General features: G+C 60.2%; 18 protein-coding genes and 1 pseudogene. 16 read left to right on the top strand and 3 right to left on the bottom strand.

Going from position 1 to position 21,448, the window contains the following annotated elements; genetic code table 11:
- Window positions 1-54: 54 nt before the first annotated feature.
- On the top strand, window positions 55-1,464 hold the full coding sequence (locus J2Y56_RS14205) for an MATE family efflux transporter (protein ID WP_007945069.1): 1,410 nt from the start codon (window positions 55-57) through the stop codon (window positions 1,462-1,464).
- Here J2Y56_RS14205 and tusA read toward each other — a convergent pair.
- Both tusA and rlmM read right to left on the bottom strand, forming a co-directional pair.
- The gene (gene tusA / locus J2Y56_RS14200) at window positions 1,461-1,712 is read right to left on the bottom strand and encodes a sulfurtransferase TusA (RefSeq protein WP_007945068.1); all 252 of its coding nucleotides are present in this window, start codon (window positions 1,710-1,712) and stop codon (window positions 1,461-1,463) included. The two genes, J2Y56_RS14205 and tusA, sit on opposite strands and share 4 nt — an antisense overlap.
- Before the next feature lie 185 nt (window positions 1,713-1,897).
- A complete protein-coding gene (gene rlmM, locus J2Y56_RS14195) occupies window positions 1,898-2,971 on the bottom strand; it encodes a 23S rRNA (cytidine(2498)-2'-O)-methyltransferase RlmM (protein WP_007945067.1) in 1,074 nt (357 codons plus the stop codon).
- 222 nt (window positions 2,972-3,193) lie between these two features.
- Between rlmM and acnA the strand changes: the two genes are divergently transcribed.
- The 3 genes from acnA to J2Y56_RS14180 all read left to right on the top strand — a co-directional run bounded on the left by acnA (window position 3,194) and on the right by J2Y56_RS14180 (window position 8,543).
- Complete coding sequence (gene acnA, locus J2Y56_RS14190) at window positions 3,194-5,935, top strand: aconitate hydratase AcnA (protein ID WP_310350795.1); 2,742 nt, start codon at window positions 3,194-3,196, stop codon at window positions 5,933-5,935.
- 146 nt (window positions 5,936-6,081) lie between these two features.
- Window positions 6,082-6,873 (top strand): type II CAAX prenyl endopeptidase Rce1 family protein, encoded by a 792-nt coding sequence (locus tag J2Y56_RS14185; RefSeq protein ID WP_310350793.1) that lies wholly within the window; start codon window positions 6,082-6,084, stop codon window positions 6,871-6,873.
- Between the two features lie 104 nt (window positions 6,874-6,977).
- Entirely contained in the window at window positions 6,978-8,543 is a 1,566-nt protein-coding gene (locus J2Y56_RS14180) for a PAS domain-containing methyl-accepting chemotaxis protein (RefSeq protein ID WP_007945064.1), read from the top strand.
- A gap of 204 nt (window positions 8,544-8,747) precedes the next feature.
- Here the strand turns inward: J2Y56_RS14180 and J2Y56_RS14175 are convergent, their stop codons facing one another.
- Window positions 8,748-9,425, bottom strand: a complete 678-nt coding sequence (locus J2Y56_RS14175) for an alpha/beta family hydrolase (RefSeq protein ID WP_310350790.1) — start codon at window positions 9,423-9,425, stop codon at window positions 8,748-8,750.
- Between the two features lie 96 nt (window positions 9,426-9,521).
- On the opposite strand from J2Y56_RS14175, the gene ccoN (J2Y56_RS14170) reads away from it, so the two are divergent.
- The 12 genes and pseudogenes from ccoN (J2Y56_RS14170) to J2Y56_RS14115 all read left to right on the top strand — a co-directional run bounded on the left by ccoN (J2Y56_RS14170) (window position 9,522) and on the right by J2Y56_RS14115 (window position 21,438).
- Complete coding sequence (ccoN, locus tag J2Y56_RS14170) at window positions 9,522-10,946, top strand: cytochrome-c oxidase, cbb3-type subunit I (RefSeq protein WP_007945060.1); 1,425 nt, start codon at window positions 9,522-9,524, stop codon at window positions 10,944-10,946.
- 10 nt (window positions 10,947-10,956) lie between these two features.
- The gene (gene ccoO / locus J2Y56_RS14165; RefSeq protein WP_150778731.1) at window positions 10,957-11,565 is read left to right on the top strand and encodes a cytochrome-c oxidase, cbb3-type subunit II; all 609 of its coding nucleotides are present in this window, start codon (window positions 10,957-10,959) and stop codon (window positions 11,563-11,565) included.
- A gap of 3 nt (window positions 11,566-11,568) precedes the next feature.
- A complete protein-coding gene (locus tag J2Y56_RS14160; protein WP_310350788.1) occupies window positions 11,569-11,766 on the top strand; it encodes a CcoQ/FixQ family Cbb3-type cytochrome c oxidase assembly chaperone in 198 nt (65 codons plus the stop codon).
- Window positions 11,763-12,719 (top strand): cytochrome-c oxidase, cbb3-type subunit III, encoded by a 957-nt coding sequence (ccoP, locus tag J2Y56_RS14155; protein WP_007945055.1) that lies wholly within the window; start codon window positions 11,763-11,765, stop codon window positions 12,717-12,719. The genes J2Y56_RS14160 and ccoP (J2Y56_RS14155) overlap by 4 nt, the downstream gene beginning before the upstream one ends.
- A gap of 502 nt (window positions 12,720-13,221) precedes the next feature.
- On the top strand, window positions 13,222-14,664 hold the full coding sequence (gene ccoN / locus J2Y56_RS14150) for a cytochrome-c oxidase, cbb3-type subunit I (protein WP_007945054.1): 1,443 nt from the start codon (window positions 13,222-13,224) through the stop codon (window positions 14,662-14,664).
- Complete coding sequence (gene ccoO, locus J2Y56_RS14145; RefSeq protein WP_007945053.1) at window positions 14,664-15,272, top strand: cytochrome-c oxidase, cbb3-type subunit II; 609 nt, start codon at window positions 14,664-14,666, stop codon at window positions 15,270-15,272. The genes ccoN (J2Y56_RS14150) and ccoO (J2Y56_RS14145) overlap by 1 nt, the downstream gene beginning before the upstream one ends.
- A gap of 5 nt (window positions 15,273-15,277) precedes the next feature.
- On the top strand, window positions 15,278-15,463 hold the full coding sequence (locus J2Y56_RS14140) for a CcoQ/FixQ family Cbb3-type cytochrome c oxidase assembly chaperone (RefSeq protein ID WP_003175465.1): 186 nt from the start codon (window positions 15,278-15,280) through the stop codon (window positions 15,461-15,463).
- On the top strand, window positions 15,460-16,443 hold the full coding sequence (ccoP, locus tag J2Y56_RS14135) for a cytochrome-c oxidase, cbb3-type subunit III (RefSeq protein ID WP_310350785.1): 984 nt from the start codon (window positions 15,460-15,462) through the stop codon (window positions 16,441-16,443). Before J2Y56_RS14140 ends, ccoP (J2Y56_RS14135) begins: the two co-directional genes overlap by 4 nt.
- Before the next feature lie 99 nt (window positions 16,444-16,542).
- A pseudogene (locus tag J2Y56_RS14130) lies at window positions 16,543-16,683 on the top strand (VapC toxin family PIN domain ribonuclease); the annotation flags it as partial.
- 205 nt (window positions 16,684-16,888) lie between these two features.
- Window positions 16,889-18,304 carry a cytochrome c oxidase accessory protein CcoG gene (ccoG, locus tag J2Y56_RS14125; RefSeq protein WP_007945051.1) on the top strand — a complete coding sequence of 472 codons (1,416 nt, stop codon included), beginning with the start codon at window positions 16,889-16,891 and terminating at the stop codon, window positions 18,302-18,304.
- An 11-nt stretch (window positions 18,305-18,315) separates the two neighbouring features.
- A complete protein-coding gene (locus tag J2Y56_RS14120; RefSeq protein ID WP_007945050.1) occupies window positions 18,316-18,852 on the top strand; it encodes a FixH family protein in 537 nt (178 codons plus the stop codon).
- Window positions 18,853-18,987: 135 nt separating this feature from the next.
- Window positions 18,988-21,438, top strand: coding sequence for a heavy metal translocating P-type ATPase (locus J2Y56_RS14115; protein ID WP_007945048.1), 2,451 nt, complete (start codon window positions 18,988-18,990; stop codon window positions 21,436-21,438).
- Window positions 21,439-21,448 lie beyond the last annotated feature (10 nt).

Here is a 21,448-nt window from a genome sequence, read left to right as displayed (position 1 = left end):
GTCAGCGCGTAGAATGCGTCGCCTTGCGCATTAACACCTTTGGACGTTTCGCCTTTGAATTCCGTGACTGACCGCCCTGCCGCTATCGCCCTCACCCGCCCGGCCCGGCTGCGCCTTGAGCTGAAAAACCTGTTCGCCCTGGCGCTGCCGATCACGATCGCGCAATTGGCCACCACCGCCATGGGCTTCGTCGACGCGGTGATGGCGGGCCGGGTCGGGCCTCGCGATCTGGCCGCGGTCGCGCTGGGCAACTCCATCTGGGTGCCGGTGTTTCTGCTGATGACCGGCACCTTGCTGGCTACCACCCCAAAAGTCGCCCAGCGTTTTGGCGCCGGTACCCACAGTGAAATCGGCCCGATTGTGCGTCAGGCACTGTGGCTGGCCCTGGTGGTGGGGTTGATGGCGACCGGCATGCTGTTTAGCGCCGAGCCAATCCTGCACTTCATGAAAGTCGATCCCGAACTGATCGGACCCTGCATGCAGTACCTGCACGGCATTGCCAGCGGGTTGCCCGCCGTCGCCCTCTACCATGTGTTGCGCTGTTTCAGCGATGGCCTGGGCCGTACCCGCCCGGCGATGGTGCTTGGCCTGTGCGGGCTGGCGCTGAACATCCCACTGAATTACATCTTCATCTATGGCCACTTCGGCGTACCCGCCATGGGCGGTGTTGGCTGCGGCTGGGCCACGGCGATTGTGATGTGGGTGATGGCATTGGGCATGGCCGGCTGGGAACGCTGGGCGCCGGCTTATCAATCGAGCCAGTTGTTCAGCCGTTTTGACTGGCCGCAATGGTCGGTGATCAAACGCTTGCTGGGCATCGGCCTGCCGATCGGCATCGCCGTGTTTGCCGAGTCGAGTATCTTTGCGGTGATCGCCCTGCTGATCGGCAGCCTCGGTGCCACGGTGGTGGCCGGGCATCAGATTGCCCTGAACTTCAGTTCGCTGGTGTTCATGATTCCCTATTCCCTCGGCATGGCTGTGACCGTGCGAGTCGGCCAGGCCCTCGGTCGTCAGGAGCCGCGCGAGGCACGTTTCGCCGCCGGTGTCGGCATGGGCACGGCGCTGGCCTATGCCTGCCTTTCCGCGAGCCTGATGCTGATGCTGCGTGAGCCTATTGCAGCGATCTATACGGCTGACCCGACGGTGATTCGAGTGGCCGCGATGCTGATCGTGTACTCGGCGCTGTTCCAGTTTTCCGATGCCATCCAAGTGACGGCGGCCGGTGCATTGCGCGGTTACCAAGACACACGAGTAACGATGATCCTGACGCTGTTCGCCTACTGGGGGATTGGTTTGCCGGTGGGTTACGCGTTGGGCCTGACCGATTGGTTCGGCGCCCCAAGTGGCCCGAGCGGGCTGTGGCAAGGCTTGATCGTGGGCTTGAGCTGCGCGGCGCTGATGCTGTCGATCCGCCTGGCGCGCAGTGCACGCAAGCGGATCCGCATCAGTCAATCGGCGGGTTAAGCGAGTTTCTTGCGGATCCAGTACAGGTAGGTGCCCGCCTCTTCGTGCTGCGCCACCAGTTCGTGGTCAAGGAATACGCAGAACTTGGGAATGTCGCGACGGGTCGACGGGTCGGTCGCGATCACCTTGAGCAGGCCGCCAGGCACCAGGTCACGGATGTGCTGGTGCAGCATCATCACCGGTTCCGGGCAGTTGAGGCCGGTGGCGTCGAGGGTGCCGTCTACCGGCGTATCAAGCATTTCACTCATGATTAACTCCTGAAACTGGCCGGCAATGCCGGGTGTTCGTTCAACTGTGGCTGATCGTTCCCACGCTCTGCGTGGGAATGCCGCCGGGGACGCTCCGCGTTCCGCCTTTGGATGTGACGCGGAGCGTCACGGGATGCATTCCCACGCAGAGCGTGGGAACGATCAGTAACATTGGTCCGCGCAAGTCAGCGGGATTTCGGTTTTTTCACGTCCAGTCGGCGCAGGTGGCAGGTTACTTCTTCCCGGTCGTGATACAGCTGTTTACAGCCGATCTCAACCCGAATCCCGCGCTCCTTGAAGCCGTCGGCGATGCGCTCCAGCAAACGTTTCACTTCGGCGTAACGCTGTTTCATCGGCAGTTTGAGGTTGACCACCGCTTCTCGACAATGGCCCTCGCCAATCCACTCTTCCAGCATCGCGGCGTTACGCGCTGGCTTTTCGACGATGTCGCAGACCATCCAGTCCACCGGCTGCCGTGGCTTGAAGGTGAAACCGTCAGCCATCAAGTGTTGCACCAAACCGGTGTCCATCAGGCTTTCGGCCATCGGCCCGTTATCAATCGCCGTCACCAGCATGCCGCGATTGACCAGTTGCCAGGTCCAGCCGCCGGGTGCGGCCCCCAAGTCAACGCCGGTCATGTCACTGTGCAGACGCTCATCCCACTGGTCACGCGGGATGAAGTGATGCCAGGCCTCTTCCAGTTTCAGCGTCGAGCGGCTTGGCGCCTCTCGCGGGAACTTCAGGCGTGGAATGCCCATCGGCCACATCGCCGAATTATTCGACTCGGCCAAGCCCATGAACACTTCGCGACCGCTCTTGAAGGTCAACAGCAGACGCGGTTTGTGCGCATCTTCCACCAGTTTGCCGGCGGCCATCAGCGCCTTGCGCAGGTGACCTTCAAACTTCTTGCAGAAGTTCGACAGTTCCTTGCCATCGTTGGTGTCGACCATTTCCAGCCACAGGCTGCCGCACAGCGGAAAATCTGCCATGTGCGCGAGGATTACGCTGATGCGGTCGGTTTCCGGCAGATCGATGAAGATCCCGCGCGCCCATTGGCGCGGGAAGATCAGCTCGGCGAAACGCTGGCCACGCATCAGGCGCTCGGCGCCGTCTTCTTCGGTACAGATGAACTCGGCACAGGCGCTGGCGGTTTTAGCCTTGGCATAACCGGCCACGTTCAGACGGGCAGCGTGTTCGGCGATCTCGGAACAGACTTCGCCTTCGAAGCCCGGCCGGCAATGCATAAAGAGGGTGTTCATTCTTACTCCTGGGCAGATGGCGAGACATTCAACCACTGCGCGATGCCCAGACTTGCGTTGAAGCAAAGCCTGTCACGAAAACCGGCGCATGATAGCCGAGTTCGCAACTTTGGACTTAACCATAGCATCCAGTAATTAGCCTTAACGTCCAAACAGGGCTAGGTTAAATGTTCTGTCTGTCCCGCCAGTCCGTAGCCGTGCGGACCCAAAGGAGTCATTTCAATGCCGTCCCTCGATAGCCTGAAAACCCTTAGAACACTGCAAGTCGACGACAAGACGTACCATTATTTCAGTCTGCCCGAGGCGGCCACGAGCCTCGGTGATCTCGACCCATTGCCCATGTCGTTGAAAGTGCTGCTGGAAAACCTGCTGCGCTGGGAAGACGAAAAAACCGTCACCGGCGCCGACCTCAAGGCCATCGCCGCGTGGCTCAAGGAGCGTCGCTCCGACCGGGAAATCCAGTACCGCCCGGCTCGCGTATTGATGCAGGACTTTACCGGCGTTCCCGCCGTGGTCGACCTGGCCGCCATGCGCGCAGCCATGGCCAAGGCCGGCGGCGACCCGCAACGCATCAACCCGCTCTCCCCGGTGGATTTGGTGATCGACCATTCGGTGATGGTCGATAAATTCGCAAGCAGCCAGGCTTTTGAGCAGAACGTCGACATCGAAATGCAGCGCAACGGTGAGCGTTACGCGTTCTTGCGCTGGGGCCAGAGCGCCTTCCATAACTTCAGCGTAGTGCCGCCGGGCACCGGGATCTGTCATCAGGTCAACCTCGAATACCTGGGCCGCACGGTCTGGACCAAAGACGAGGATGGCCGCACTTATGCGTTCCCCGACACCCTGGTCGGCACCGATTCCCACACCACCATGATCAATGGCCTTGGCGTGCTCGGCTGGGGTGTTGGCGGGATCGAAGCGGAAGCGGCGATGCTCGGCCAGCCGGTGTCGATGCTGATTCCTGAAGTGATCGGCTTCAAACTCACCGGTAAGCTCAAGGAAGGCATCACCGCCACCGACCTGGTGCTGACCGTCACGCAGATGCTGCGCAAGAAAGGCGTGGTCGGAAAATTCGTCGAGTTCTACGGCGATGGCCTCGCCGACCTGCCGCTGGCCGACCGCGCGACCATTGCCAACATGGCCCCGGAATACGGGGCCACCTGCGGTTTCTTCCCGGTGGACGACGTGACGCTGGAGTATTTGCGCCTGTCTGGCCGGCCGGTCGAAGTGGTCAAACTGGTCGAGGCCTATACAAAAGCTCAGGGTCTGTGGCGCTTGCCGGGGCAGGAACCGGTGTTTACCGACAGCCTCGCGCTGGACATGACCTGCGTCGAAGCCTGCCTCGCGGGCCCAAAACGCCCACAGGATCGCGTTTCCCTGCCCAATGTCGCGCAGGCGTTCTCTGACTTCATCGATCTGCAATTCAAACCCACCAGCAAGGAAGAAGGCCGTCTCGAAAGTGAGGGCGGCGGCGGTGTCGCGGTGGGCAATGCCGATCTGGCCGGTGAAGCAGACTACGAACATGGCGGCCAGACCTATCGCCTGAAACACGGCGCAGTGGTGATTGCCGCGATCACATCCTGCACCAACACCTCCAACCCGAGTGTGATGATGGCGGCGGGCTTAGTGGCGAAAAAAGCCGTGGAAAAAGGCCTCACGCGCAAACCCTGGGTCAAGAGTTCACTGGCGCCGGGCTCAAAAGTGGTCACCGACTACTATAAGGCGGCGGGCCTGACCCAATACCTTGATGAGCTGGGTTTTGCATTGGTCGGCTACGGCTGCACCACCTGCATCGGCAACTCCGGACCGTTGCCGGAGCCCATCGAAAAAGCCATCCAGGCCGCCGACCTGACCGTCGCCTCGGTCTTGTCCGGCAACCGCAACTTTGAAGGTCGCGTGCATCCGCTGGTGAAAACCAACTGGCTGGCCTCACCGCCCCTGGTCGTCGCGTATGCCTTGGCCGGCACCGTGCGGATCGACATCAGCAGTGAGCCGCTGGGCAACGACAAGGAAGGCAACCCGGTGTACTTGCGCGACATCTGGCCGAGCAGCAAGGAAATTGCCGACGCCGTGAATCAGGTCAACACCGCGATGTTCCACAAGGAATATGCCGAAGTGTTTGCCGGCGATGAGCAATGGCAAGCCATCCAGGTGCCGCAAGCGGCGACCTATGTGTGGCAGGACGATTCGACCTACATCCAGCACCCGCCGTTCTTCGATGACATCGGCGGCCCGCCGCCCGTGGTCAAGGACGTCGTCGGGGCCAGAGTGCTGGCGCTGCTGGGCGACTCGGTGACGACCGACCACATCTCCCCCGCTGGCAACATCAAGGCCGACAGCCCGGCCGGGCAGTACTTGCGCGACAAAGGCGTGGAACCGCGCGACTTCAACTCCTACGGCTCGCGTCGCGGCAACCATCAAGTGATGATGCGCGGCACTTTCGCCAACATCCGTATCCGCAACGAGATGCTCGGCGGGGAAGAAGGCGGCAACACTTTCTATATGCCCACCATGGAGAAAATGCCGATCTACGACGCCGCCATGCGTTATCAAGCGTCAGGCACGCCGCTGGTGGTGATCGCGGGCCAGGAATATGGCACCGGCTCAAGTCGCGACTGGGCGGCCAAGGGCACTAATCTGTTGGGCGTGAAAGCCGTCATCGCCGAAAGCTTCGAACAGATTCACCGCTCCAACCTGGTCGGCATGGGCGTGTTGCCGCTGCAGTTCAAACTGGATCAGAACCGCAAAAGCCTGAACCTGACCGGCAAGGAAACGCTGGATATTCTCGGCTTGACCGGTGTTGAACTCAGACCTCGGATGAACCTGACGCTGGCGATCAGCCGTGAAGATGGCAGCCAGGAAAAGATCGAAGTGCTGTGCCGGATCGACACGCTCAATGAAGTCGAATACTTCAAGTCCGGGGGGATTTTGCATTACGTGTTGCGACAGTTGATTGCCTCGTAGCTGTTTGCTCACAACGACACCGCCTTCGGGCGGTGTTTTTGATTGTGCCGCGAACGTCCCTGTAACCTTCCCACTTTTGAATGCCAAATCCAAAACCCTGTTGGATCGGGGTACGCCGCAGCATTTCTGCACAACAAGGATGCTCAATGATCGCCCTGCCATGGACCTACCTGGCCCTTCTCTCCATTGGCTACACCTTTGCGCTGTCCTACGGCCAACTCAACTGGCTGGCCTTGATCACCATCGCCTTGCTACTGGTAGCCGGTGTGGCCGCTCGCCAACAAAAACTGCCGATTGCCCGCTACCTCGGCCACGGCGTGTTCATCATCCTCGCCCTGGCACTGGCGCTGCACTGGCTTCCGGGGTTCTTCAACGGTCGCGGGATCGCCCCTCAACACTTCACCGACGACGCGGTGCGTTTTTCAATGTATCTGAATCAGGACAAACCTCTGATCGGCTTCTGGCTTTTATTGGTTTGCCCGTGGATTGTCGGCCGACGCTCGGTGCGCCTCGGCGTTTATGCCACCGCCCTCGCCCTGACACTGAGCGCCGTACTGGCTTTGGGTGGCGCACTCCTGCTGGGTGTGATCAGTTGGGCACCGAAGTGGCCGGATCACGCCTGGTTGTGGGTGCTGAATAATCTGCTGCTGGTCACGCTGGTCGAGGAAGCGCTGTTTCGTGGCTACCTCCAGGGCGGCCTGAGCCGCTGCTTCAAGCACCTGCCTTACGGTGAAAATCTCGCCCTGCTGCTCGCATCGTTGCTGTTCGGCCTGGCGCATCTGGGGGCTGGGTGGGAATGGGGGCTACTGGCGAGCCTGGCCGGCTTCGGTTACGGCCTGGCGTATCGTTTCGGCGGCTTGGGGGCAGCCATCGCCACCCATTTCGGCCTGAATCTGCTGCACTTCACTCTCTTCACTTATCCGATGCTCGCGCGCTGACGGCCCTGTCCGTTTTGCGACGCAGTGCTGATTATTGAAAAATAATTTCAACTAATGCCTGACGCCGCCGAGAACCTTTCAAAGCCTTGCGGATTGAAAAAGCCATGCGTAACAACCAGCCCATTACCCAGCGCGAACGGACCTTCCCGGCTCAGCAACGGTTGATTTCCACCACCGATGCCAAGGGCGTGATCACCTACTGCAACGACGCGTTCGTCGAGATCAGCGGGTTTTCTCGTGAGGAGCTGATCCGTGCACCGCACAACCTGGTCCGTCACCCCGACGTTCCGGCGGCGGTGTTCGCGCACATGTGGGGCATGCTGAAACAAGGCTTGCCATGGATGGGCATCGTCAAGAATCGCTGCAAGAGCGGTGATCACTATTGGGTGAACGCCTATGTCACACCGGTTTTCGATGGCAACCAGGTAATCGGTTACGAATCGGTGCGGATCAAACCCACCGCCGAGCAGATCCAGCGTGCCGAAGCACTCTACCAACGCATCAACCAGGGCAAGTCCGCCATTCCATCGACTGATAAATGGTTGCCGGTGCTTCAGGATTGGCTGCCGTTCATTCTGGTCAGCCAGGTGAGCTTCATGATCGGTGCCTCGCTGTCGTCCCAATGGGGCTTCGCCTTGGCCGCCGGCCTGTCGGTGCCGTTGGGCCTGATGGGTTTGAGCTGGCAGCAACGTGGGCTCAAACGTCTGCTGCGCCTGGCCGAACAAACCACGTCCGACCCGCTGATCGCGCAGATGTACACCGACAGCCGTGGCGCTCAGGCGCAACTGGAAATGTCGATTCTCAGCCAGGAAGCCCGCCTGAAAACCTGCCTGACCCGTCTGCAGGACACCGCCGAGCACCTGACCGCGCAAGCGAAGCAGTCCGACACCCTGGCGCACAACAGCTCCAGCGGCCTGGAACGTCAGCGCGTCGAAACCGAGCAAGTGGCCACCGCTGTCAACCAGATGGCGGCTACCACTCAGGAAGTCGCCAGCCACGTACAGCGCACCGCTGACGCCACCCAGGAAGCCAATCGCCTGACAGGTCGCGGCCGCGATATCGCCGGGGAAACCCGCGAAGCCATTCAGCGCCTGTCGGTGGTGGTGGGTGAAACCGGCCTGACCGTGACCCAACTGGCCAAGGACAGCGATGAAATCGGCGGCGTGGTCGATGTGATCAAAGGCATCGCCGACCAGACCAACCTGCTGGCCTTGAACGCCGCCATCGAAGCGGCCCGTGCCGGTGAGATGGGTCGTGGTTTTGCGGTGGTGGCGGACGAAGTTCGCCAACTGGCGCAACGCACCAGCGAATCAACCGGGCAGATCCACGCCCTGATCGCCAAGCTGCAGCAAACGGCGAGCACGGCGGTACAAACCATGGAAGCCGGGCATCGTCAGGCCGAAGAAGGCGTGGCGCGGGTTCTGGAAGCGGATCAGGCACTGGTGGGGATCAGCGAAGCGGTGGCCAACATCACCGACATGACCACCCAGATCGCGGCGGCGACCGAAGAGCAAAGTGCGGTGGCCGAAGAAATCAGCCGCAACATCAGCAACATTTCACAATTGGCGGATCAGACGTCGGAACAGGCCCAACATTCGGCGTTGTTGAGTGAAGAGCTGACGAAGACCGCGAATACGCAGTATTCGCTGGTGGAGCGGTTTAACCGCTGATCGTTGCTGGAAAGAAAAAACCCGGAAAGTGAAAGCTTCCGGGTTTTTTGTTGCCGATCTGAAAGCTATGTCGCCAGTCAGGCCGCCATCGCGGGCAAGCCCGCTCCCACAATGATTGGTAGCGTTGCTCAATAGTTGGGATCAACACAAAATCCTGTGGGAGCGGGCTTGCCCGCGATGGCGGCCTGACAGGCACTGAAAATCTCACCGAAGAAACACGGCAACCTTCTGCGCCGCAGCCGCCAAATGCTGCTCATGGGTAAACCCCGAAGCCTTCAACGGCTTCAAATCATGATCCCCCGCCACCAGCCACATCATCTCGATGCTCGGCGATAACACATATCGCTCGACCGCCTCGCGATTACCCAAAGCATCCCGTTCGCCCTGCACAATCAACGTCCGCGTCTTCAACCCGGCCAGATGCTCGACCCGAGGCTTTTGCGGTTTGCCGACGGCATAGAACGGATACCCCAGACATACCAGCGCATCAGCGCCCAACTCATCCGCCAGCAAACTCGCCATCCGCCCGCCCATGGACTTGCCGCCGACGGCCAAGCGCCCAGTGACATGGCGTCGCACCTGGGCATACACCTCACGCCAGCATTCCAGCAGTTTCGGGGCTGGATTGGGTGGTCGCTTACTCCCGTCAACGCGCCGTTGCGCCATGTACGCAAACTCGAAGCGCAACACGTTGACGCCTTGATCGGCAAGGCGTGCAGCCATGTCGTTCATCCAGCCGCTGTCCATCGGCGCGCCGGCACCGTGGGCGAGGATCAGCGTTGCCGATGCCGGCGAAACAGCTGCATTCCACAACCATCCGTGATCCCGTACGCACTGCGCCCATTGATCCCCGTCAATACTGGCCTTGTGCTGCTTGTCCATGCTTGCCTCGCTTTTAGTCTGCCAATAACTCCAGACGAAGGGAGCGTTTGCCCTGAGCGAACGCCTTCACTTCGGCTGAACCGTGGATGGGGAACCATGAACACTTCTATCAGTACCGCCTACAACTACAAGGTGGTCCGCCAATTCGCCATTATGACGGTGGTGTGGGGCATCGTCGGTATGGGGCTCGGGGTTTTTCTCGCGGCCCAGTTGGTTTGGCCCGAACTCAACTTCAATTTGCCGTGGACCAGTTTCGGCCGGTTGCGCCCCTTGCACACCAACGCTGTGATTTTCGCGTTCGGCGGTTGCGCCCTGTTCGCCAGTTCGTTCTATTCGGTGCAACGCACCTGTCAGACCCAATTGTTTGCGCCGAAAATCGCCGCGTTCTGCTTCTGGGGCTGGCAGTTGGTGATCCTCCTGGCGGCCATCACCTTACCCCTGGGTTACACCAGTTCCAAGGAATACGCCGAGCTGGAATGGCCGATAGACATTCTGATCACCATCGTCTGGGTGGCCTATGCCGTCGTGTTCTTCGGCACGATCATGCAGCGCAAGACTAAGCACATCTACGTTGGCAACTGGTTCTTCGGTGCGTTCATCGTCACGGTGGCGATTCTGCACATCGTCAACAACATTGAGTTGCCGGTGAGTTTCACCAAGTCCTACTCGGTGTATGCCGGTGCAACCGATGCCATGGTGCAGTGGTGGTATGGCCACAACGCCGTGGGCTTTTTCCTCACCGCCGGTTTCCTCGGGATGATGTACTACTTCGTGCCGAAGCAAGCCGAACGGCCGGTGTATTCCTATCGCCTGTCCATCGTGCACTTCTGGGCGCTGATCACCCTGTACATCTGGGCCGGTCCGCACCATTTGCACTACACCGCGCTACCGGACTGGGCACAGTCGCTGGGCATGGTGATGTCATTGATCCTGTTGGCGCCGAGCTGGGGCGGGATGATCAACGGCATGATGACGCTCTCGGGTGCCTGGCATAAGTTGCGCAGCGACCCGATCCTGCGCTTTCTCGTGGTGTCGCTGGCGTTCTACGGCATGTCGACCTTCGAAGGTCCGATGATGGCCATCAAAACGGTCAATGCCCTCTCCCACTACACCGACTGGACCATCGGCCACGTTCACGCCGGAGCGCTCGGCTGGGTGGCAATGATTTCCATCGGCGCGCTGTATCACATGATCCCGAAAGTCTTTGGCCGCGAGCAGATGCACAGCGTCGGCCTGATCAACGCGCACTTCTGGCTCGCGACCATCGGCACCGTGCTGTACATCGCCTCGATGTGGGTCAACGGCATCGCCCAGGGCCTGATGTGGCGTGCGGTCAACGCAGACGGCACGCTGACCTACTCCTTCGTCGAAACCCTGGTGGCCAGCCACCCAGGCTTCATCGTGCGGCTGGTGGGCGGGGCGATCTTCCTCAGCGGCATGTTCCTGATGGCCTACAACACCTGGCGCACCGTGCAGGCTTCGCAGCCTGCCGACGTTGCCGCTGCCGCGCAGATGGCTTGAGGAGTCCGCCATGAAACACGAATCAATCGAAAAAAACGTCGGCCTGTTGTTGCTGTTGATGGTGCTGGCCGTGAGCATCGGCGGTCTGACGCAGATCGTCCCGCTGTTCTTCCAGGATGTGACCAATAAACCGGTGGAAGGCATGAAGCCCTACACCGCGCTGCAACTGGAAGGTCGCGATATTTACATCCGCGAAGGGTGCGTTGGCTGCCACTCGCAAATGATCCGCCCATTCCGTGCCGAGACCGAACGCTACGGCCACTACTCGGTCGCCGGGGAAAGCGTCTGGGATCACCCGTTCCTCTGGGGCTCGAAACGTACCGGGCCGGACCTGGCACGGGTCGGCGGTCGCTATTCGGAAGACTGGCACCGCGCGCACTTGTACAACCCGCGCAACGTAGTGCCGGAATCGAAAATGCCTGCCTACCCATGGCTGGTGGCCAACCCGCTCGACAGCAGCCACACCGAAACCAAGATCCGCGCCATGCGCACCCTCGGCGTGCCGTACACCGAGGATGACATCGCTGGCGCAGTCGCCTCGCTCAAGGGCAAGACCGAAATGGACGCCTTGGTTGCCTACCTGCAGGTGCTCGGCACTGCCATCAAGAGCAAGAGGTGAAGAATGGTCTTTGAAATAAGCAGTGGACTGATCCGCGGCCTGGGCACGGTCGTGGTGTTTGTGGCCTTCATCGGCCTGACCCTGTGGGTGTTCAACAGCAAGCGCACGCCGCAATTCGCCGAAGCACGCTTGCTGCCGTTCGCCGACGAGCCCCAACCCGACGCCACCCAAGAACCTGCAACAAGGAGTACCCGGCCATGACCACCTTCTGGAGTACGTGGATCTGCGTACTGACCATTGGCAGCCTGATCTTCCTGACCTGGCTGCTGATCGCCACCCGCAAGGGCGAAACCAAGGGCAGCGTCGACCAGACCATGGGCCACAGCTTCGATGGCATCGAGGAATACGACAACCCGTTGCCGCGGTGGTGGTTCCTGCTGTTTATCGGCACGCTGGTGTTTGGCGCGGGTTATCTGATCCTTTATCCGGGCCTGGGCAACTGGAAGGGCATTTTGCCGGGCTATGAAAACGGCTGGACCGGCGCGCATGAATGGGAAAAGGAGATGGCAAAGGCCGACGCGAAGTTCGGGCCGATCTTCGCCAAATTCGCCGCGATGCCGCTGGAGGAAGTGGCCAAGGACCCGCAAGCGCTGAAAATGGGCGGCCGCCTGTTTGCGTCCAACTGCTCGGTCTGCCACGGCTCGGATGCCAAGGGCGCGTTTGGCTTCCCGAATCTGACGGACAGCGACTGGCGCTGGGGCGGCGACGCCCAAATGATCAAGACCACGATTATGGGGGGGCGCATGGCGGCGATGCCGGCCTGGGGTGAAATCCTCGGCGAGGCCGGCGTGAAAAATGTTGCGGCGTACGTACGACATGACTTGGCCGGCCTGCCGTTGCCCGCCGACAGCGGCGCCGACCTGCAAGCCGGACAGCAACTGTTCAGCACCACCTGCGTAGCCTGTCATGGGGCAAACGGCCAAGGCACTGAAGCCATGGGCGCGCCGAAGCTGACCCACCCGGCCGGCTTTATTTACGGTACGAGCCTGGCGCAGTTGCAGCAGACCATTCGCCATGGTCGCCAGGGCCATATGCCGGCGCAGAACGAACTGCTCGGCAACGATAAAGTGCAACTGCTTGCGGCTTATGTTTATAGCCTTTCGAAAGGTGATGAGCAGTTGAGCGACAAGTTTCAAGCTACAGGCGGCAAGTAAAGACAAAAGCAAAAGCTGCAAGCGACGAGATCCCCTCTTGAAGCTTGCAGCTTGAAGCTTGCCGCTGCTTCTTTGCGACCCATTGTCGCACCCCTCCCCTTTGCTCTTTCTTTCGGTTCACCAGATTCGGGTCTAAGCTTGCTCGATGCGGACTGGCATGAGCCGGTTCCAGTCGTTTTTAGCCGATGTGTTCGACGAATCAATTCGATGACAAGCTGCAAAGGCTGGTAATTACCGGCTGTCGCGCCAATTGCCGTCGGTCCCTCGATCGTTGCGTTTGAACACGTTCCGTTACAACTGACCGGACCCCCTCTCCATTTTCATCCGCTGCGACATTTTGCCCTCGGGCGATTTTATCCTTACGCGGCGCATGGAAAGGCCGCAGAATCAGCTCTGGAAAGCCTTGACCGGGGTCATGGCGCGTTGCAATGACCCCCTGCTTTCTCCATACTTGCGGCCGATTTTTACTCCTAATAAAACACCCAAACCGTGGAACCTTAGAATGAGCACAGCAATCAGTCCGACTGCTTATAACTATAAGGTAGTCCGCCAGTTCGCCATCATGACGGTGGTCTGGGGGATACTTGGCATGGGGGTCGGTGTCTTCATCGCCTCACAGCTTGTATGGCCGGAATTGAATTTCGGTCTGCCGTGGACGACTTTTGGACGCTTACGCCCGTTGCACACCAACCTGGTGATTTTCGCCTTCGGTGGTTGTGCGCTGTTTGCCACTTCTTATTACGTCGTGCAGCGAACCTGCCAAACGCGACTGATTTCCGACAGCCTCGCAGCCTTCCACTTCTGGGGATGGCAAGCGGTGATCGTCGGTGCCGGTATTACTTTGCCGCTGGGTTACACCACCAGCAAGGAATACGCGGAGCTGGAATGGCCTCTCGCGATTTTGCTGGCCATCGTCTGGGTCGTTTACGCACTGGTGTTCTTCGGCACCATCATGAAGCGCAAGACCAAGCACATTTATGTCGGTAACTGGTTCTTCGGTGCCTTCATCCTCGTGACCGCGATGCTGCACATCGTCAACCACATGTCGCTGCCGGTCAGCCTGTTCAAGTCCTACTCGGCCTACTCCGGTGCGACTGACGCCATGGTCCAGTGGTGGTACGGTCACAACGCGGTCGGTTTCTTCCTGACCACCGGCTTCCTGGGGATGATGTATTACTTCGTTCCGAAGCAGGCCGAGCGTCCGATCTACTCCTATCGCCTGTCTATCGTGCACTTCTGGGCGCTGATCACCCTGTACATCTGGGCCGGTCCGCACCACCTGCACTACACCGCGCTGCCGGACTGGGCGCAGTCGCTGGGCATGGCAATGTCGATCATCCTGCTGGCACCAAGCTGGGGCGGCATGATCAACGGCATGATGACCCTGTCGGGCGCCTGGCATAAGCTGCGTACCGACCCGATCCTGCGCTTCCTGGTCGTGTCGCTGGCGTTCTACGGCATGTCGACCTTCGAAGGCCCGATGATGGCCATCAAGACCGTCAACGCGCTGTCTCACTACACCGACTGGACCATCGGCCACGTACACGCCGGCGCTCTGGGCTGGGTAGCGATGATCTCGATCGGCGCGGTTTACCACATGATCCCGAAACTGTTCGGTCGCCCGCAAATGCACAGCGTCGGCCTGATCAACGCACACTTCTGGCTTGCAACCATCGGTACCGTTCTGTACATCGCTTCGATGTGGGTCAACGGCATCACCCAAGGCCTGATGTGGCGTGCAATCAACGATGACGGCACCCTCACCTACTCGTTCGTCGAAGCGCTGCAAGCCAGCCACCCTGGTTTCATCGTTCGCGCCCTGGGCGGTGCGTTCTTTGCCAGCGGCATGCTGTTCATGGCCTACAACGTATGGCGCACCGTACGCGCCTCGAACCCGGTAGAAGCCAAAGCCGCCGAACAGATCGCTGTAGTTGGAGCTCACTGATGAAGCATGAAGCAGTCGAGAAGAATATTGGCCTGCTGGCCTTCTTCATGGTTATCGCCGTCAGCATCGGCGGCCTGACCCAGATAGTTCCGCTGTTTTTCCAGGACGTCACCAACAAGCCGGTCGAAGGCATGAAGCCGCGCCCTGCCCTTGAACTGGAAGGCCGCGATATTTACATCGCCAACGGCTGTGTCGGCTGCCACTCGCAGATGATCCGCCCGTTCCGTGCTGAAACCGAACGTTACGGCCACTACTCGGTCGCCGGTGAAAGCGTCTGGGACCACCCGTTCCTGTGGGGTTCCAAGCGCACCGGTCCAGACCTGGCCCGTGTCGGCGGTCGTTACTCCGATGACTGGCAGCGTGCGCACTTGTACAACCCGCGCAACGTAGTGCCTGAGTCGGTAATGCCGGCTTACCCGTTCCTCGTGGAAAACAAGCTCGACGGCAAAGACACCGCCAAGAAAATGGAAGTCTTGCGCACGCTCGGCGTCCCTTACACCGACGAAGACATCGCCGGTGCCCAGGATGCCGTGAAGGGCAAAACCGAAATGGACGCGCTGGTGGCCTACCTGCAAGGCCTGGGCACCATCATCAAAAGCAAACGGTGATTTAGATGGATATCGGGATGATTCGTGGCCTGGGCACCGTTGTTGTGATGGTGGCCTTCATCGGTCTGGCGTTGTGGGTGTTCAGCCCCAAGCGCAAGTCGGAGTTTGAAGACGCGACCTTGCTGCCTTTCGCGGATGATCCCGAAGCCATCAAGCACGTCGAGCAAGCTTCTAGGAGTAACAAAGAATGACAACGTTCTGGAGTCTGTACGTCACAGTCCTCACTCTCGGCACCATTTTCGCCCTGACCTGGCTGCTGCTGAACACCCGCAAGGGGCAGCGCACCGAGCAGACGGAAGATACGGTCGGACACTCCTTCGACGGGATCGAGGAGTACGACAACCCACTGCCAAAATGGTGGTTCATGCTGTTTGTGGGCACCATCATTTTTGCCTTGGGTTACCTGGTGCTGTACCCGGGCCTGGGCAACTGGAAAGGCCTGCTGCCGGGTTACAACTACCTCGATACCGAGAAGCAGACGCCGTTTGCCAACGGCCAGGCTGGCTGGACCGGTCCTCACGAGTGGGAAAAGGAAATGGCCAAGTCGGACGCCAAGTTCGGTCCGATCTTCGCCAAGTTCGCGTCCATGCCTATCGAGGAAGTCGCCAAAGACCCGCAAGCCCTGAAGATGGGTGGCCGTCTGTTTGCCTCCAACTGCTCGGTCTGCCACGGTTCCGACGCCAAGGGCGCTTACGGTTTCCCTAACCTGACTGACGCCGACTGGCGTTGGGGCGGCGATGCGCAAACCATCAAGACCACCATCATGGGCGGCCGTCACGCGGTCATGCCAGCGTGGGCTGAAGTGATCGGCGAGCAAGGCGTTTCGGACGTTGCGGCGTTTGTACTGACCAACCTCGATGGCCGCAAACTGCCGGAAGGCACCAAGGCTGACCCGGCTGCCGGCGGAAAACTGTTCGCCGCCAACTGCGTGGCCTGCCACGGTCCGCAAGGCAAAGGTACGCCAGCGATGGGCGCACCTGACCTGACCCACCCGGGCGCGTTCATCTACGGTTCGAGCTTCGCTCAACTGCAGCAGACCATCCGTTATGGACGTCAGGGCCAGATGCCTGCGCAAGAACAGCTGCAAGGCAACGACAAGGTTCACCTGCTGGCCGCTTACGTCTACAGCCTCTCTCAAGGTGAGAAGGCTCCGGTGACAGACGCTCAGTAAGGCAAACGCCTGAGGCAACAATAAACGGCCCCGCCAATGAAGATTGGCGGGGCCGTTTTGTTTACACCACATTGATACAGCGACCGATGGTAGCGCAGTCTGCACGTCCCGGACCGCAGCAACGAAAGCGATGCCTTGATTGCGGCGACCGCGCTGGTGCAAGGGCTGACAGTGGTCACACGTAACACCAGCGACTTTCAATCCTGCGGTGTTGCACTGCTCAATCCATGGGATGAATGAACTCGCCACCCCTCAAAACCGTCCATAATTCACAAGTCAATTGATACAAGTCATTACACCGTCCGTTGATTTCCACCAACGTGACCAAAGGTCGCACCCGCGAGCTAGAGCGACAGGCGTATCATTGCGCCACCGCAACACCCCTTTTTGACCTCGGTTGGCATGTACTGACCGGGGCATTTGTCCACTGCCGTGGGATGCAACGATGAGCAACCAGATTCCGGTACACGACGTCACTCCGCCCGCCAAAGACGCAAACAAAAGCGTCGACCTCTATGCCTCTCGCGAAAAGATCTACACCCGCGCTTTCACAGGCCTGTTCCGCAATCTGCGGATGATGGGCGGCGCCTTTTTGTTTCTGTTGTATTTCGGTACGGTCTGGCTGAACTGGGGCGGTCATCAAGCCGTCTGGTGGAACCTGCCGGAGCGTAAATTCTTTATTTTTGGTGCAACCTTCTGGCCTCAGGATTTCATCCTGCTGTCGGGGATTTTGATTATCAGTGCCTTCGGCCTGTTCTTCATCACCGTCTACGCCGGTCGTGTCTGGTGCGGTTATACCTGCCCGCAAAGCGTCTGGACGTGGATTTTCATGTGGTGCGAAAAGGTCACCGAAGGCGACCGTAACCAGCGCATCAAGCTCGATAAAGCGCCGATGAGCGCCAACAAATTCCTGCGCAAATTCAGCAAGCATTCGATGTGGCTGCTGATCGGTTTTGTTACCGGGCTGACCTTCGTCGGTTATTTCTCGCCGATCCGCGAACTGGTGTTCGACTTTTTCACCGGCGAAGCGGATGGCTGGTCGTATTTCTGGGTCGGTTTCTTCACCCTTGCCACCTACGGCAACGCCGGCTGGCTGCGCGAGCAGGTGTGCATTTACATGTGCCCGTACGCACGTTTCCAGAGCGTGATGTTCGACAAGGACACGCTGATCGTCTCCTACGATCCACGTCGTGGCGAGTCCCGTGGCCCGCGCAAGAAAGGTATCGACTACAAGGCACAAGGCCTGGGCGATTGCATCGATTGCACCATGTGCGTCCAGGTCTGCCCGACTGGCATCGACATCCGCGACGGCCTGCAAATCGAGTGCATCGGTTGCGCCGCCTGTATCGACGCCTGCGATGCCATCATGGACAAGATGGACTACCCGCGCGGTCTGATCAGCTACACCACCGAGCACAACCTGTCCGGGCAAAAAACCCATAAACTGCGTCCGCGCCTGATCGGCTATGCCGTGGTGCTGCTGGCGATGATTTCGCTGTTGATCACCGCGTTCTTCATGCGTTCGCTGGTCGGTTTCGACGTCAGCAAAGACCGCGTGCTGTACCGCGAGAATGCCGAAGGCCGGATCGAAAACGTCTACAGCCTGAAAATCATGAACAAAGACCAGCGAGACCACACCTACGTGCTGGAGGCCACCGGTTTGCCGGACCTCAAGCTACAAGGCAAGCGCGAGATCAAAGTCGCCGCGGGGGAAATTTTCACCCAGCCAGTGGAGCTGTCCAGCGCACCGGAAAAACTGCCATCGAGCACCAACGAGGTTAAATTCATCCTCAAGGATGCCGATGACAACAGCGTTCACGTTGAAGCCAAGAGCCGATTCATCGGCCCACAAATTCGTTGAGAGAAGTCATCATGCCCGCAGCAGCTACAAGTCCCTGGTACAAGCACCTTTGGCCGTGGATCATCATCGGGATTCTGGCTTGTTCGGTGACCCTGACCTTGTCCATGGTGACCATCGCGGTGAATCACCCGATCGACCTGGTGAACGATAATTACTACGAGGCTGGCAAAGGCATCAATCGCTCACTCGACCGTGAACGGTTGGCCCAGACACTGCAACTGCGCGCCAAAATTCATCTGGATAGCGTGACCGGCGAAGTCGACCTGCACCTGAGTGGCAATAGCCAACCGAAAACCCTTGAGCTGAACCTGATGTCGCCGACACAGCCCGAGAAGGATCGCAAAATCACCCTCGCCCACAGCGACACAGAACAGGGCCGTTACATTGGTCAACTGAGCGACAAGGTCGAAGGCCGTCGCTTTGTAGAACTGCTGGGGATCGAGGGCGACAAGACCTGGCGCCTGTTCGAAGAAGAACCGGTCAGCCACGACAAGGACTTGTTGCTGGGCGATGAACCGCTGCAAGGCGCTGAAGACCTTAAAAAGTAAGCCTTACCCTGATCGTTCCCACGCTCTGCGTGGGAACGCAGCCAGGGACGCTCCGCGTCCCAGCCGAAGCGGACGCGGAGCGTCCGGGGAGGCATTCCCACGCAAAGCCCGGGAACGATCATCGGACTTCACTTCATGACCACTCCAACCCCCTGCTACCACTGCGCCCTGCCCGTCCCGGCCGGCAGCCGCTTCACCGCTGCGGTCCTGGGTGAAACCCGCGAGTTTTGCTGCCCGGGTTGCCAGGCGGTGGCTGAAGCTATCGTGGCGGGTGGACTGGAAAGCTATTACCAGCATCGCAGCGAGTCATCGGCCAACCCCGAAGCCTTGCCGGTGCAGTTGGTGGACGAACTGGCGCTGTACGATCGCGCCGACGTGCAAGCCCCCTTCGTACGCCACGACGGCGACCTCGCCGAGACCACCCTGTTGATGGAAGGCATCAGCTGCGCCGCTTGCGGCTGGTTGATCGAGAAACACCTGCGCGGCTTGCCGGCAGTGGCCGAAGCGCGCCTCAACCTGTCCAATCACCGCTTGCACGTACGCTGGGCCGACGCGCAACTGCCGTTGAGCCAAGTCCTCAGTGAATTGCGCCACATCGGCTATGCCGCTCACCCGTATCAGGCCGACCGCGCCAGCGAACAACTGGCCAGCGAAAACCGTCTGGCCTTGCGACAACTGGGTGTCGCCGGACTGCTTTGGTTCCAGGCGATGATGGCGACCATGGCCACCTGGCCGGAATTCAATATCGACCTCAGCCCCGAAATGCACACCATTCTGCGCTGGGTCGCGCTGTTTCTGACCACACCGATTGTGTTCTACAGTTGCGCACCTTTTTTCAAAGGCGCTATGCGTGATCTGCGCACCCGTCACTTGACCATGGACATTTCGGTCTCACTGGCGATTGGCAGCGCCTACCTCGCCGGGATCTGGACTTCGATCACCGGCGTCGGTGAGTTGTATTTCGATGCGGTCGGGATGTTTGCGCTGTTCCTGCTGGCCGGCCGTTATCTGGAACGCCGGGCCCGAGAGCGCACTGCTGCCGCTACCGCACAACTGGTCAACCTGCTGCCCGCTTCATGCCTGCGCCTGAGTGCTGATGGCCAGAGCGAGCGAATCCTGCTCAGCGAATTGCGCGTGGGTGATCAGGTGCTGGTCCATCCTGGGGCGATCCTGCCGGCTGATGGCAAGATCCTCGATGGCCAATCGAGCATCGATGAATCGCTGCTGACCGGCGAATACCTGCCGCAACCGCGAACGCCCGGCGATGCAGTGACCGCCGGCACGCTGAACGTCGAAGGGGCGTTGACCGTGCAAGTGTTGGCTCTGGGCCAGGACACGCGACTGTCCGCCATTGTCCGCCTGCTGGACCGCGCGCAAGCGGAAAAGCCGCGCCTGGCGGAAATCGCCGACCGTGCCGCGCAGTGGTTTTTGCTGCTGTCGCTGATTGCCGCTGCTGTCATTGGCGTGTTGTGGTGGGAACTGGATTCATCGCGGGCCTTCTGGATTGTGCTGGCCATGCTCGTCGCCACCTGTCCCTGTGCTTTGTCCCTCGCGACACCCACTGCGTTGACCGCCGCCACCGGCACGCTGCACAAACTCGGCCTGTTGCTGACGCGCGGCCATGTGCTGGAAGGCATGAACCAGATCGACACGGTGATCTTCGACAAGACCGGCACCCTCACTGAAGGGCGTCTGGCGTTGCGTTCAATCCGTCCCCTTGGCGCACTCGACAGTGACCAGTGCCTGAGCCTCGCCGCCGCCCTGGAAAACCGCTCCGAGCACCCGATCGCTCGCGCCTTTGGCCGCGCGCCACTGGCCGCCGATGAAGTCCACAGCACGCCGGGGCTGGGTCTTGAAGGCCTGGTCGGCGTCCAGCGATTGCGCATTGGCCAGCCTGGTTTCGTCTGCGAACTCAGCGGTGCAGCCGTGCCCTTGATGCCAGATGAAGCAGGCCAATGGTTGCTGCTCGGCGACACTCAGGGGCCTCTGGCGTGGTTTGTCCTCGACGACCGTTTGCGCGCCGATGCTCCGGCCTTGCTGCAAGCCTGCAAGGCGCGGGGCTGGCGCACCTTGTTGCTGTCCGGCGACAGTTCGCCGATGGTCGCCAGCGTCGCCGCCGAGCTGGGCATCGACGAGGCCCGTGGCGGTTTACGGCCGGACGACAAACTGCAGGTCCTGCAACAACTGCACAAGGAAGGCCGCAAGGTGTTGATGCTCGGTGACGGGGTCAACGACGTGCCGGTGCTGGCCGCCGCCGACATCAGCGTGGCGATGGGTTCGGCCACCGATCTGGCAAAAACCAGCGCCGATGCCGTGTTACTGTCCAACCGTCTCGACGCGCTGGTGCAAGCCTTCAGTTTGGCGCGGCGAACCCGTCGGATTATCATCGAGAACCTCCTGTGGGCCGGGTTGTACAATGGCCTCATGTTGCCGTTCGCTGCCTTGGGCTGGATCACGCCCGTCTGGGCGGCCGTCGGCATGTCGATCAGTTCGTTGACCGTGGTGCTGAACGCCCTGCGCCTGACTCGCCTGCCGAGTGCGCCTGCTGCCAGCACCACGCCAGAAACCCGCCCGCTGCCGGCCTGAGCCAGCGCGG

The organism is Pseudomonas sp. BE134, from assembly GCF_031456105.1.
Lineage (GTDB): Bacteria > Pseudomonadota > Gammaproteobacteria > Pseudomonadales > Pseudomonadaceae > Aquipseudomonas.
Note: the sequence above shows the minus strand (reverse complement) of the source record. Positions and strands in the feature narration are given on the sequence as shown.

What these genes read in the sequence shown, in the direction of transcription:
- ccoO (WP_150778731.1), top strand. Translation starts at nt 10,957, where the DNA reads ATGAAACACGAATCAATCGAAAAAAACGTCGGCCTGTTGTTGCTGTTG.
- J2Y56_RS14185 (WP_310350793.1), top strand. Translation starts at nt 6,082, where the DNA reads ATGATCGCCCTGCCATGGACCTACCTGGCCCTTCTCTCCATTGGCTAC.
- ccoN (WP_007945054.1), top strand. Translation starts at nt 13,222, where the DNA reads ATGAGCACAGCAATCAGTCCGACTGCTTATAACTATAAGGTAGTCCGC.
- acnA (WP_310350795.1), top strand. Translation starts at nt 3,194, where the DNA reads ATGCCGTCCCTCGATAGCCTGAAAACCCTTAGAACACTGCAAGTCGAC.
- J2Y56_RS14175 (WP_310350790.1), bottom strand. Translation starts at nt 9,425, where the DNA reads ATGGACAAGCAGCACAAGGCCAGTATTGACGGGGATCAATGGGCGCAG.
- rlmM (WP_007945067.1), bottom strand. Translation starts at nt 2,971, where the DNA reads ATGAACACCCTCTTTATGCATTGCCGGCCGGGCTTCGAAGGCGAAGTC.
- ccoP (WP_007945055.1), top strand. Translation starts at nt 11,763, where the DNA reads ATGACCACCTTCTGGAGTACGTGGATCTGCGTACTGACCATTGGCAGC.
- ccoO (WP_007945053.1), top strand. Translation starts at nt 14,664, where the DNA reads ATGAAGCATGAAGCAGTCGAGAAGAATATTGGCCTGCTGGCCTTCTTC.
- J2Y56_RS14120 (WP_007945050.1), top strand. Translation starts at nt 18,316, where the DNA reads ATGCCCGCAGCAGCTACAAGTCCCTGGTACAAGCACCTTTGGCCGTGG.
- tusA (WP_007945068.1), bottom strand. Translation starts at nt 1,712, where the DNA reads ATGAGTGAAATGCTTGATACGCCGGTAGACGGCACCCTCGACGCCACC.
- ccoN (WP_007945060.1), top strand. Translation starts at nt 9,522, where the DNA reads ATGAACACTTCTATCAGTACCGCCTACAACTACAAGGTGGTCCGCCAA.
- J2Y56_RS14115 (WP_007945048.1), top strand. Translation starts at nt 18,988, where the DNA reads ATGACCACTCCAACCCCCTGCTACCACTGCGCCCTGCCCGTCCCGGCC.
- J2Y56_RS14140 (WP_003175465.1), top strand. Translation starts at nt 15,278, where the DNA reads ATGGATATCGGGATGATTCGTGGCCTGGGCACCGTTGTTGTGATGGTG.
- ccoG (WP_007945051.1), top strand. Translation starts at nt 16,889, where the DNA reads ATGAGCAACCAGATTCCGGTACACGACGTCACTCCGCCCGCCAAAGAC.
- J2Y56_RS14160 (WP_310350788.1), top strand. Translation starts at nt 11,569, where the DNA reads ATGGTCTTTGAAATAAGCAGTGGACTGATCCGCGGCCTGGGCACGGTC.
- ccoP (WP_310350785.1), top strand. Translation starts at nt 15,460, where the DNA reads ATGACAACGTTCTGGAGTCTGTACGTCACAGTCCTCACTCTCGGCACC.
- J2Y56_RS14180 (WP_007945064.1), top strand. Translation starts at nt 6,978, where the DNA reads ATGCGTAACAACCAGCCCATTACCCAGCGCGAACGGACCTTCCCGGCT.